The following is a 13,929-nucleotide window of genomic DNA, read 5'->3' as shown; positions in this document are numbered from 1 at the left end:
CTACAAACAAAACTGCATTGTATTTCTTCAAAGTATTTTTTCACTTTTCAACGTGCAATTAAAACCCTAATATTTACATTCCTGTTTTTTCATAAGTTAGTTAACACTATCATTTAATATCCAGTTAGTCATTCTAGTACTATTATATACAATATAAATTATTTTTCAAATGTATGCATACACTTTTACAATATAATTTACATACATTTTGCATATAGATTGCTAAAGTATTCAATACTATAGTATGTTGGATCAATTTTATAAAAGAATTTGCTTTTAGTATATAAATTTAATCTTATATATTTACTGTTCTATTAAAATAGTATTTTTATGAATGGAGGTGTTCATATGACTGTTTTACGTTGGTTAGGTGGTTTTGTGGTATTATTCTGGTTAATAGGTATACTCTTTAGGATAGGTGGGGATTTAATTAACATTTTACTTATAATCGCCGCCATTGTATTTATAATTGATGTTTTTTCTAACAAACGGAGAAGCATGTAAAAACATATTTAACATAAAGAAATCCCTTGATATTATCAAGAGATTTCTTTTTAATTTCTTTATATATCGCTTTCTTTACCAATATCTGATAAAATCAAGCCTTTATTGTGATCTAGTGCCCAGCTAATACCCCAATCATTTTGGAACAGTAGTAAGTCTCTATCCTTTAAGTCTTTAACTATTCTTGTATCACTAGTCAAATTAAGTTTTTCTTTATCTATGTTAGTATTTTCAATCCACCTTATATGTTTAAATACTAACCTCTCTATTTTAATATCCACATTATACTCATTTTTAAGTCTAAATTCTAATACTTCAAACTGCAGAACTCCTACAACACCGACTATAATTTGTTCAATCCCTATATGAAGTTCTTTAAATACTTGAATTGCACCCTCTTGAGCTATTTGTGTTACACCCTTTATAAATTGCTTCCTCTTCATGGTATCAATAGTTCTCACCCTCGCAAAATGTTCTGGTGCAAAAATTGGTATTCCTTCGAATTGAAATTTATTAGAAGACGCACATATAGTATCCCCTATGCTAAATATACCTGGATCAAATACTCCAATGATATCTCCTGCATAAGCCGTCTCCACTATTTCTCTCTCTTGTGCTAAAAATTGTTGAGGTTGCGCTAGTTTTATCTTATTACCACCTTGCACATGATAAACATCCATGCCTTTTTCAAACTCTCCAGAACATATTCTCATAAAAGCAATCCTATCTCTGTGAGCTTTATTCATGTTAGCCTGAATTTTAAAAACAAAAGCAGAAAAGTCTTTGCTATAAACATCAATTTTCCCTATACTTGAGTTTCTTGGCAAAGGAGGTGGGGTTAATTTTAAAAAGTTATCCAGGAATGGTTCAACTCCAAAATTAGTTGAGGCACTTCCAAAAAATACTGGGGTAAGCTCTCCAGTAGCCACCTTGTCTAAATCAAAATCATCACCTGCTACGTCTAAAAGCTCCATATCTTCCAGAAGTTTCTCATATAGCGAATCACCAATAAGTTCAATTGCCTTTTCATCATTAACACTAATTTTTGTTTCTTTAGCTTCTATTTGACCATGCTTTCCATCGTCAAAAACAATAATTTCCTTTGTCCGTCTATCAAAAACCCCTTTAAAATCTACCCCACAACCTATAGGCCAATTCATTGGGTAAGATTTAATACCAAATTCATTTTCTATCTCTTCCATAAGTTCAAATATATCTCTAGTTTCTCTATCCATCTTGTTAATAAAAGTAAAGATAGGTATTTCTCTCATACTACAAACGTGAAATAACTTTTTTGTTTGTGCTTCTACTCCTTTTGCACCATCAATAATCATTACTGCACTATCTGCTGCCATAAGAGTTCTATAAGTATCTTCACTAAAATCTTGATGGCCTGGAGTATCAAGTATATTTATACAAAAATCATTATAATTAAATTGCATAACTGAAGACGTAACAGAAATCCCTCTTTGTTTTTCTATTTCCATCCAATCTGAGACTGCATGTTTAGACGCTTTTCTAGCTTTAACTGAACCTGCTAGCCTAATTGCACCACCGTATAATAATAATTTTTCTGTCAGTGTAGTTTTACCAGCATCTGGATGAGAAATTATAGCAAACGTTCTTCTTTTTTTAATTTCTTTTATGTAATCCGCCAAAGTCATCACTCTCCTTTTTTTAAAGTTTTTAATTATGTACATGCATATATATTCCTACAACCACTAGCTTAACTCCTAGTGATTCTAAAATTTCACCTATCAAAACTCTACCTATCAATTTTAGCTTTTATCACCATATCTGTCAACTAAGGTTGTACTATAACTTTCATACCTATACCCCTTACTCCTTGATATAACTAAACATCACAAATTTTGTTTGTATATTAAATAACTCTTTCAACTTCTTAGGACACATAACAACTATTAATAATTGTTATGTGCCCACAAATTCCATGTTTCTACCTTCATTTTCCCTTGAACTTCCCGCAATATACTTTAGATAATTGTATAAGTTTTCTCCTAAGTGACTTGCAAAAAGAAGCGAAAGGGCTATTGAAATTCCATTTAGAAATTCTTCTTTTGCTAATATAAAATTGTCGTAAGCCTGACAGGAAGTCAGGCTAGCGAACCCGAGACAGGACGTCGAGTGTGAGCAATAGAAAATTTAATATTCGCAAAAGAAGAATTTCTTAATAGAATTTCCAGTCCTGAGCTCGCCTGCAAGGCACGCAGGAGAATTTAATACTTTATTATCTTGGTATAAATCCTATTTTCTTTTGCATTTTTCTTAATGTCTTATTAGCAACATAGTTAGCTTTCTCAGCGCCTTTTTTATAAATTTCTTCTAAATAAGCCTTTTTCCCTATGTATTCTTTAATCTTAATCTGTATAGGTTCAAGTTCTGCAACCACTGCTTCTGCTACATCTTTTTTAAATTGAGCATAACCTAATCCTTCATATTTTGCTTCTATTTCTTCTATAGAAATACCGGTTATAGTCATTAAAATGGTCATTAAGTTCTTAACGCCTAATTGTTCGTCATTATACTTAACTACCCCTAAGCTATCTGTAACTGATCTATTTACTTTCTTTCTTATAACTTCTGGTGGGTCCATTATTAAAATGTATCCATTAACATTCTCTCCTGATTTAGACATTTTCTTAGCTGGTTCTTGTAAGTCCATTATCTTAGCACCCGATTTACCTATATATGGTTCAGGTGTTACAAAGGTATCACTATACATTCTATTGAATCTTTCAGCTATGTCCCTAGCAATTTCAAGATGTTGAAGTTGATCTTTTCCCACAGGCACTAAATCAGTTTGATATAATAAAATATCCGCTGCCATCAGCACCGGATAGTTAAATAACCCTGCTGATATATTTCCTCCACTATTTTTAGATTTAAGTTTGTATTGAGTCATTCTGCTTAATTCTCCCATGTAAGTAGAACAAGTTAAAAGCCAAGCAGCTTCACTATGAGCGCTCACATGTGATTGAATAAACATGGTGTTTTTCTCAGGATCAATGCCTGAAGCTAAGTAAATAGCTAACATCTCTAATGTTCTTCTTCTCAAATTCTTTGGTTCTTGCTTTACTGTAATGGCGTGTAAATCCACCACACAAAAATAGCATTCATATTCATCTTGTAATTTAACCCAATTTTTTATAGCCCCTAAATAATTTCCTAAAGTTAAGTCACCCGAAGGTTGAATACCACTAAATATTACCTTTTTATCGCCTTCCAAAATAATCATCTCCTAAAATAAATTAGACAAAAAAATTCTTAATCTCCTAAAACACAAAAAAGCCCTACGGATAAATCCATAGGGCGCATTATACACTGTACCACCTAATGCTTAGAAACTTCATTAAGCTTCTTCTCAAACAGATACACTACGATATCCTACCTTTGTAACGTAAGGCTTACGTCAAGGACTACTGTACTTCATCCCGAATCTTAGAGACCCATTCGATTTAAACATAATTATCGTATTCGCACCTGCAACGACTCTCTTTAAATCTGTTTTTAAATTTACTTACTTCTCATCATTGACTATTACATTTGTAAGATATTAAAAATACCTCATAAATATAATATACCTTTTCACTTAAATAATCAACAAAAATTCAAATTTTATGCTTTCCAAAGTCCGTGCAAATTACAATATTCTCTTACAAATAACACTTCTTCGTCTATTTTGAATTCAGCTTCTGGTTTTTCTCCTGGTTTTAAATATTTTCTGTAGACTTTATTCTCTGTGTGTACTTCTATAAATTCAATATGGTGTTCCTCAAGTGATGGATGTTCTACTGCTCCAACCTTAACTTTAATTCCACCTTGTATTTTTTCAATAACTGGTATATGTTTCTCGACTGCTGCCTCTTGAGTATTTTCTTCTTTAAGCACCATATTTTTTCCGCAACATACTAAAGTTCCTCCAGAGTTATGAACCACTTCAACTATATTTCCACATATTCCACATTTGTAAATTTGTCTTAATTCAGTCATCTTTATCCCTCCTTAAATTTAGAACCCAATAGGACTAATATATATTTTTTAATATATAATAGTTATTTATTGATAGTAATTCTATATATTCTACATTCACTCAAAATTTCCTTTATTTTAAGAAAATTTTATTTACCTATATATTATATTCTAACCTAATTTCTTATATGCAACCATAATACTTATTTAAATTGAATAAAATAAAGATTTATCAGAAATGACATTTTGTTAATTTTTACTTATATAAACCTAATATTACTGTTATTTTTTTCTCTGTTATGTGGAACACTAAATGTTATAAACATATAATAATAAAATAATAAAATTATTTTATTATCTACATTTAAATAATTTATTATATATGTTTATAAAGGGAGGTAATAATATGTCTAAAGATAATGCAACAATGTATGCACCACACCAAAGGGATTTTTATGAACTTGAACCCAAAGATTTAAGGTCTTATTCTGAAACAGATTCTACTATGTTACCAGACCCAGTAACTGATCCTATAGTTTCTATGAATATATCTAATGTTGAATTTGACTATACCTATTTTGGTGGCGAAGAACTTTATGATGAGGATCTTTATGATATAAACGATTAATTCCTTAAAAAAAAACAGATGACTTCTTTTTAGAAGTCATCTGTTTTTTTTATATAATAACCAGTACTTTGTGCACTCCATCTACAAATGGAACTAATCCGTCTGTACATAAATTACCATCAAGCCAAGTTCCTTTATCTCCCTGTCGTTTAACTTCAATCACATACTCAAATTTATCCTTTGTATAAGTAATCTCATAATGTGACCATTCATCTGGCACACAAGGTTCAATTGTAAAACCTTTTCCCTCCTTTAGTTTTAGCCCTAAGATAGCCTCTATTCCAGTTCTATACATCCATCCTGAGGTTCCAGTATACCAACTCCACCCGCCTCGACCTATATGAGGTTTTTTTCCATAAACATCGGCAGACATTACATAAGGCTCAGTTTTATATATCTCACAATCTGTAAGGGTCTTTGTATGATTAATAGGGTTTATCATATTATATAGCTTAGCTGCCTTATTACCTTTGTAAAGTTTAGCAAAGGCAAGAATTACCCAAGTTGCAGCATGTGTATATTGCCCGCCATTTTCTCTAACTCCTGGCACGTAACCTTTAATATAACCTGGTTCCAAATTAGATTTATAAAAAGGTGGAGTTAAAAGTAATATCATCCCATTATCTTCTTTTATTAGATAGTGTTCTAATGAATCCATAGCCACAGCTGCTCTTTCTTTATTCGCAGCACCTGATATAACTGACCAAGATTGAGATAAAGAATCTATCTGACATTCTTCATTCTGAGATGAACCAAGTGGAGTTCCATCATCAAAATAAGCTCTTCTATACCAATTACCATCCCATGCATTTTCTTCTAGATTTGTTCTTATATATTCTTGCATATCTTTATATTTTTGAAGTCTTTCATCATCTTTTTTATATGTGCAAGCTTCAAAGAAATCATTTAATATATCATATAAGAACCATCCGAGCCATACACTCTCACCTTTTCCCTTGTTACCTACGGTACTCATTCCGTCATTCCAATCACCACTTCCCATTAATGGGATGTTATGTGGACCGAATTTAAGAGCTCTATCTATGGCCTTTATGCAGTGTTCATATATACTTCCTGTAAAATCTGAACTTCCTGAGATGTTATATCTTTCATCTTCACCATCAGCGAGTGGCGTATCCATTAAATATTTAGCTTCTTCATCTAGAATAGCAAAATCCCCCGTATTTTTTATATAATCCATAGTTACATAAGGTAACCATAATAGGTCATCTGAGAATCTTGTTCTAATTCCACTATCTACAACTGGATGCCACCAATGTTGAACATCTCCCTCAACAAATTGCCTTGAAGCACTATATAAAATTTGTTTTCTAGTCATACTAGGTTCAATCATACTTAAAGACATAACATCCTGAAGCTGATCTCTAAAACCATAAGCTCCACCTGATTGATAAAAGGCGGTTCTTGCCCATAATCTACATACGATGGTTTGATACATTAACCATCCATTTAACATTAAATCCATACTTTTATCTGGCGTCTTAACCTGCACAGTATGAAGTAACTTATTCCAATAACTCTTAACATATTCTAATTCAAAATCAACTCTTTCAAAATCTTCAAATTCCTTTATAATATTAGTTATATTATCTAAATTATCATTTTCACCAAGCATTGCTATTAATTCAATTTCCACGTTTGGCTCTAAATGAATTTTTGTTGTAACTGCAAAGCATGGGTCCATCCCTGCGCCTACATTGTTTGAAAGTCTTACTCTCTTTAATGCCTCAGGATTTTCTACGCTTCCTCCTCTACCTAGAAATTCGCTTTTATTACCAGTAAAGCTTTGCTTTTCGCCACCAAATAATTTTAAGAAAGCAGTTAATTTACCAAAATGCTGACTATAACAATTTGTAGCATATATATATTCATTTTCTTCATTTAGATAAGTAACAATGTGCTGAGCTGTATGTTGAGGAACAACTCCCATTACAAGTTCTGCATAGTACGTCATACTTAATTCACGAACTATATTACTATTATTTTTAAGTTTTATTTTGCACAATTTAATATTCTTCTCCATTGGTACGAACATAGTTACTTCACCCATAATGCCATAGGCTTCATGACTGAATTTTGAATATCCAAAACCATGCTCAATTAAGTATTCTCCATTATCCCTTATAGGTTTAGGTGTAATACTCCACACATTACCATGAATATCATCACGCAGGTATAAAGCTTCTGAACATTCATCACTAATCCAGTCATTGGACCAAGTAGTAATTTTATTTTCTCGGCTATTTTGGTGCCACGTATAAGCTGATCCACATTCTGATACATGAAATCCAAAATCACCATTAGAAATTACATTTATCCAGGGTGCTGGTGTATTATTAAAATTTTTAAGCAGAATGGTATAATTGTCTTTTTCTACATTAAATCCTCCTAAATCATTAAAATACTCTAATGATTCAATATTAAACTTATGCTCTTTAAAAGTGAATTTATTTTCTACACTTTGTAACAATGGTTGCTTTTCTATTCTCTTACTATTATTTTGAATTTGAGATACAAGCATTCCCTTACATGAATCTATTGCTATCCTAGCTATAGATATAAGAAGCTCTATATCTTCATCCATTATATTAACTTTATTAAGTGCAAAGAGTCCCCCCGGTTTATTTTCTTTATCTCTTAAGTGACTACTTCCTACTAAATCCTTAATATCAGTCTGCAAAGGTTGATCATACGAGGTTTTTTGAAGATTTATTATTACCAAATCAACCTTTAACCCTTTTAGACTTAAGTATTCATGTGCGTTCAGTAGTTGCCGAACTAAGTCCTTGTCCTTGCTTTCACGTACAATGAGGAGCATTATAGGCAAGTCTCCAGAAATCCCATATCCCCAAAGGGTGAATTGTCCCTTTTTTACCCTTCTTATATATTCTTCTCTTTGCCTAATCGTAGAATTTAAAAATAATATTTTAGAAGCCATTACTTGGTATAAGTTTGCTTGAGTAGATTTTATACCTAAATATTTCATATCTACCTGGGTTTGACTCCACGCAAGCTCAAACACCCTATTTATATTATGAAACTGACTATACTTTTTAGCTAATACAAGTACTTCGGCTTTACTATCAGCTATTGCGGTAGTAAATGCTATAATACAAGTTTCACCAGGTTTTATCTTAACCCTTCTTCTTATACTTACTATAGGATCAAGTACAGCTCCAACAGTATTAGATAAAGGTGCATCTAATTTCATTGCTTTAGGATGTATTGTGTTTTCACCACGCCCTATGAAATTAACTCTGCTAGTCTCATATTGAATAGTTCCTAAAGTCGAGCCAGAAGTTGCAACAGTTTGCATAATCCAAGGTTGTTTCTTTCCCTTCGCTCTAGGCCTCCTTGTTGCTAATATACAGCTAGGATTATCAACATACTCTGTTTTCACAAATAGATTTCCAAAAGCTGGATGCACTATATCTGCATCATAATGAGCTAACGTTACCTCAAAATAACTAGTTATCTCTACCTTTTTACTTGTAGTACCATAATTCGTAATGAATGATCTTCTTACCTCTGAATTATCTTCTGTAGACACAGTAATATCCGTTCGAGTAGTAATATCATTATCAACCCTTGTAAATTCTGCCTTATCTAAGGAGAAGGTTACCTCATAGCTATCACCTTCCGTTTTACAAGGTTCATAAGTTGTACTGAAATATTTGTTTTCATCAACGTCTTTAATATATACGAACATACCCGTATTGTCTTTTGTTACATCTTCCTTCCATCTGTAAATCATGGTTTTATCTAGAAGAGAATATCCTGCACCACTATTAGAAATCATTAATGAATAATTTCCATTTGATATTAAATGTGTTTCTGGCGTTTCTGTTTTTGCTGTTGTATATTTTCTAACTATAATTTTTTGTTTACCTATAGGATCTCCGGTTACATTAAAATTATAATTTCTATCGTATACTACTCTTTTAGAAATTTTCTCTTGAAGTAATAATTCCGTTGCTTTGACCTTTGGCAAAGCATGAAATCTTCTTTGAAGAATATTGTTTAATAATACATTATCTAAAGCCATTAAGCTCATTCCTTCATGATGAATCATGAAACACTTAATAATTTCCTTAGAATCATCATTAGACATTCTACTTTTAGTATAATCTACGGATTCATAAAAACCATACATTCCTTCTAATCCTTCTGATTTAAGTTTTATAAGATTATCATAAGCGCCTCTAAAATCAGTTTGGAGTGCCATAACAGTAGAATATGGTGCAATAACCAACTCATTTTCAAGCCCTGACTTTAATCCTACTCCAGCTACTCCAAATGCCTTATATTGATAATTTGAATTTAAATCAAAATTATAAAATGCAGATTCTGAGATTCCAAAAGGCACCCCTCTTTCATAACAATATTTCTTTTGCGCTCCAATTACAGATTTGTAAGTTTCATCAAGCATTGTATCTGGATAATTTTTCATTATAAGTAGAGGCATCATGTATTCAAACATGGTTCCGCTCCAAGAGACTAGTCCCTTACTTTTTCCCATAAGAGTCATAGACCTACCAAGCTTAAACCAATGTTTTTTTGGAACATCTCCTTTTGCTATGGCAACAAAACTAGCCTGCCTTGACTCAGAAGCTAATAAGTCATAATAACTCTTACCTAAACTATCATTTTCAACATCATATCCAATTCTAAACAGCTCTCTGTCTTCGTCATATAACATTTTAAAATCAGTGTTTTCTGACATTAAATTTATTCTTTCTTTTAATTTCAGTATAGTATTAATAATATTCTGAGATTTTTCTTTTGTCTGTTGTAACATAATTCTGAGTTTTGCTAAGGATTTATCACCTTTTAAATTACTATTGAGCCTATTTAATATATTGGTTGTTTTTTCTGGTATACTGACTAGCGTTGCGTTTTCAATTAAATCTTTTAATGATTTACCAAGGTCTGAATCAAAGTTTTTTTCGTAAGCATAATCAAACCAAGGGAAAAACTCATTTATCTCGTCTAAGAATCGAGCCACGTCATTTTTAAGTTTTTTATTCCAATATAATTCTTTATTTACCACTATTTTTTCTACTTCTACAGTTTTTAATGACATATCTACAAGCAGAGTTTTAAAACATTCAAAATCAATTTTATCATTGTTCAAACTTCGAATAACATCATGATATAATTCTTTTGCATCATTGAATGTTTCCGTTTCTTCACTAGCGAGCCTTGTAATATCTTGTAGGCCCTTAGTTTTAGCAATACTAAATATTGGATTGCCTAAATATTCTTCAAGCGACTGTGCAACTATCCATAGGTATCCAACTAAATTTCCACTATCCACTGTTGATATATACCTAGGATAAAGCGGAGTCTTAGTTAAAGTATCATACCAATTATAAAAATGACCATTGTACATATCCATAGTTTCCATTGAAGTCATAATCTTTTCTACTCTGCATGTAAAATCTATAATCCCTATATATCCTAAATCATAAGCAACTAGGTTTGATGTTAATTCCATGCCCATATTGGTTGGTGAAGTTCTATTAGCTAATCCATTAGGTGGATCTTCTTGATAATTATCCGGTCCAAGCCAATTATTTTCTTCATTAACAAAATCCTCAAAATATGCCCATGTTTTTCTACTTAATTTTCTGAGGAAAATATTTTCGACCTCGAGCATTTCCAAAGTTTCTACATTTCTATCACGACTTATTACATATGCAAGTATAGGGCTTAAAAACCAAAGCACACATGAAGGTATACTAAGAATTCCAATACTCCTACTTGAATGAAATGATAGAAATAAAATTAAGATTGAAACAGCACTCCCAACCCACATAGAAGATACAAAATTTTTAAGCTTTTTTCCTGATTTTACTTCTACGTCAGCTGCCGTCTGCCATTCCAATAAATTTTTTCTGCTTATAAGTAACCTATATAATGTTCTTATAATCGCATCTAACATCATATATGCTTGATAAGGTATAAAGCATATAATCAAAAATGTTTGTTCTATAGCCATTTTACCATTTTGTACTTTGCCAGATAAACTTATACCTATAGCAGGAGAAACCACAGCTTCAGTTACATCAAAAAGAATAGGTGATAAAATTGCAATAAAAGCTGCAATAACCCATTTATCTGTTCCATTAGGCAATATTCCTCCTAAGGCAAGTATAATCAAAATTGTAATTGAAGGTGATAATAAGCTTCTTCTTAAATTATCAAATATTTTCCATTTAGATAATTTATTTAATGGTGAAGCTTTTTTTAGCCATGGCAATAGTTGCCAATCACCTCTAGTCCATCTATGTAACCTCATAGAACTAGAATTATAATAAGCTGGATATCCATCTATAAACTCCACATCTGTAACTAATGCAGTCCTAACAAAAGATCCTTCTAACAAGTCATGACTTAATACAGTATTTTCAGGTATTTGGTCTTTTAACATATAGTTAAACACATCTACATTATAAATCCCTTTTCCAGTAAAGATACCTTCTCCAAATATATCTTGGTATACATCAGACACTGCAGTGCTATATATATCTATGCCTGTTTCACCTGAAAATATTTTTGAAAATAAAGTTTTATTTGCACTAAGAATAGATACACCTATTCTTGGTTGCATTAAACCATATCCTCTAATTACTTTCTTTTTACTATAATTTATAACAGCATTATTTAATGGATGCGCCATAGCACCTATAAGCTTTTTTGCAGCGTCCCTTGGTAGCATTGTGTCTGCATCTAATGTAATAACATAATTAACCTTTAAAAGATTCTCAGCATTGCTGCTTATTACATTGTAACTAGTCTTTTTACTACCTCTTAAAAATTGATTAAACTCCATAAGTTTTCCACGTTTTCTCTCGAGTCCAATCCACTTCTTTTCCTTTTTATTGTATTGCCTATATCTATTCAAGAAAAAGAATATCTTCTTATCAGAATTACAATATTTCTTATTTAATAATTCTATAGCTAAAATTCCTGCATCATTTATTTCTTTATCTTCCTTTTCTTTTTCGTTATCACTGTCCTTAAAGTCCCCCAATAAAGCAAAGAATAAATTTTCTTGTCTATTTGCTAAATAATATATTTCTAAGTCATTTATTAATTCAACTACCCTACTAGAATTATTCAATAAAGTTGGAATTACAACAACCGTACTATATTTTTCTGGTATTTCTACATTCAAATCCATTTTCGGAATAAAAGATGGATTACTTAGAACACTTAAGCTCCAATTAAAAATAGATATTACTATCTCACTACATGGCACTAGTATAACTATTCCTGCTAAAATATATCTCCATAAATCTTTGTTATTATCATTCAATAAGCTACTGATAATTATAAAACACCCTAATAACATTGTGAATATAATAATAGTACCTATATAATAATTTTCTTTATTCTTATTTATTCTATTTATAAGCCCTTGTATCCCAATGTTTTTATATCCTATTTCTTCTTTTAATTTATTAATCCCATCATCTATTAAGTAATAGCCAACATGCTTTTTATAAGTGTTACTTTCTAAATCTTCACTCGCGTTGCAACATTCAATTGTTTTTTTTGCTATATACGATTCTGGAAGTTTTGTGTGTTTTGATAATTTTTCTATTTGATGTCTATAGGCATCTCTAGATTGAAAATCCATCTTGTTATAAATTCCAGAAGGATCCTCTCTTAAAGTACTCTCAACAGAGCTTAGTTTTTCGAAATAATCCTTCCAATTTAAGCCTCCAATTACTCTTATGCTATTAATGCTGTTGGCCATGGATATTTCAAAATTAGCTTCTATTTGATGTTCTAAAGCTATAACTCTTTCAGAACTCATCTCCTGAGCACTAAGCTTCTCATCTATATAATTATAAACTTCAGTAGAATCAATTCCATTATCTCTTAACAATTTTAATAATCGTTCTGTAAAATGAGAAGTAAATGAGATTTTTTGACTATTTAATAAAGAAACCTCCGTGCCAATTTTACCTTCAGTAAAAGCATTAATTAATCGCTCTGCAACTAACTCTGCTTCTTTTTTATCCTGCTCTACTTTAACAATTTTCTCCGTTATCTTGCTAATATTTTGAATTAAAGCTATTCTAAGCATTATAGGAATAGCCCAAAGTTCACCACTTGAAAGTACTGCATTTTTTTGGTATGCACTAATAAAGTTTTCAATAACAGCCTCATCCATCCTACCATCAGTATGAGATACTATTTCAATAGCGATATGGTAAACTCTTGGATAACCCTTCATAACTCCTTTGTATATCACAGGTAAGTCTTTATAATATGTTTGTGGCATATTATATTTTATACTTTTATACTCTTTTTCTACCAAGTATAAGTTATCTAAGAGCCATTCTGCAGCAGGTAATACCTCTTTTTTATTTTTACCTTCTTTATCAATGTTCTCGTAACCTTTTAAAATTTTTTCATAACTTCTATCTAAATTACTAATAAGCTTTTTCTTGCAATTAGTATTCTTGATATCAGAGTAATGACGTGCTATTTCAAAGGCATGTTTTTCCAAATCTTCCCCGTTAACGTTTATAGTTGGAACATCTTTTAGTAAGTTTTCCTCTTGATAATAACTCAAGTTTTTTCTTACCACTATGTAAATTAAAATACTTATCACGACTATTGCCCCTAATATAACATATGGCATTATAAACACCCCTTTAACACATTTTGTTGATAATATTTGTAAAGTTTTAGGACTAGTTGAAATTATTATCTCCAACTAACTGTTTAATTATTAGTAAAAATAACAAAAAAACTTACAATAAATTATT

6 protein-coding genes are annotated in these 13,929 nt (G+C 31.2%); 2 read left to right on the top strand and 4 right to left on the bottom strand.

The window, feature by feature from the left end; all coding sequences use genetic code 11:
- The first annotated feature begins 348 nt into the window (after window positions 1–348).
- Entirely contained in the window at window positions 349–504 is a 156-nt protein-coding gene (locus LGK95_RS08075; protein WP_226123947.1) for a DUF5670 family protein, read from the top strand.
- 59 nt (window positions 505–563) lie between these two features.
- Here the strand turns inward: LGK95_RS08075 and LGK95_RS08070 are convergent, their stop codons facing one another.
- The 3 genes from LGK95_RS08070 to LGK95_RS08060 form a co-directional block, all read right to left on the bottom strand.
- On the bottom strand, window positions 564–2,162 hold the full coding sequence (locus tag LGK95_RS08070; protein WP_226123945.1) for a peptide chain release factor 3: 1,599 nt from the start codon (window positions 2,160–2,162) through the stop codon (window positions 564–566).
- A 590-nt stretch (window positions 2,163–2,752) separates the two neighbouring features.
- Window positions 2,753–3,751 (bottom strand): tryptophan--tRNA ligase, encoded by a 999-nt coding sequence (gene trpS / locus LGK95_RS08065; protein ID WP_226123943.1) that lies wholly within the window; start codon window positions 3,749–3,751, stop codon window positions 2,753–2,755.
- 389 nt (window positions 3,752–4,140) lie between these two features.
- Complete coding sequence (locus LGK95_RS08060) at window positions 4,141–4,515, bottom strand: desulfoferrodoxin (RefSeq protein WP_226123941.1); 375 nt, start codon at window positions 4,513–4,515, stop codon at window positions 4,141–4,143.
- A 385-nt stretch (window positions 4,516–4,900) separates the two neighbouring features.
- On the opposite strand from LGK95_RS08060, the gene LGK95_RS08055 reads away from it, so the two are divergent.
- Window positions 4,901–5,122: a hypothetical protein gene (locus LGK95_RS08055; protein ID WP_226123939.1), complete on the top strand. Its 222-nt coding sequence runs from the start codon at window positions 4,901–4,903 to the stop codon at window positions 5,120–5,122.
- Between the two features lie 49 nt (window positions 5,123–5,171).
- Here the strand turns inward: LGK95_RS08055 and LGK95_RS08050 are convergent, their stop codons facing one another.
- The gene (locus LGK95_RS08050) at window positions 5,172–13,802 is read right to left on the bottom strand and encodes a GH36-type glycosyl hydrolase domain-containing protein (RefSeq protein ID WP_226123933.1); all 8,631 of its coding nucleotides are present in this window, start codon (window positions 13,800–13,802) and stop codon (window positions 5,172–5,174) included.
- Between the last annotated feature and the right edge of the window lie 127 nt (window positions 13,803–13,929).

The sequence above is a fragment of the Clostridium algoriphilum genome, assembly GCF_020443705.1.
Taxonomy (GTDB): Bacteria; Bacillota; Clostridia; order Clostridiales; family Clostridiaceae; genus Clostridium_AD; species Clostridium_AD algoriphilum.
Note: the sequence above shows the minus strand (reverse complement) of the source record. Positions and strands in the feature narration are given on the sequence as shown.

Coding starts and splice junctions, on each gene's coding strand:
- LGK95_RS08075 (WP_226123947.1), top strand. CDS start 349: ATGACTGTTTTACGTTGGTTAGGTGGTTTTGTGGTATTATTCTGGTTA.
- LGK95_RS08060 (WP_226123941.1), bottom strand. CDS start 4,515: ATGACTGAATTAAGACAAATTTACAAATGTGGAATATGTGGAAATATA.
- LGK95_RS08055 (WP_226123939.1), top strand. CDS start 4,901: ATGTCTAAAGATAATGCAACAATGTATGCACCACACCAAAGGGATTTT.
- LGK95_RS08050 (WP_226123933.1), bottom strand. CDS start 13,802: ATGCCATATGTTATATTAGGGGCAATAGTCGTGATAAGTATTTTAATT.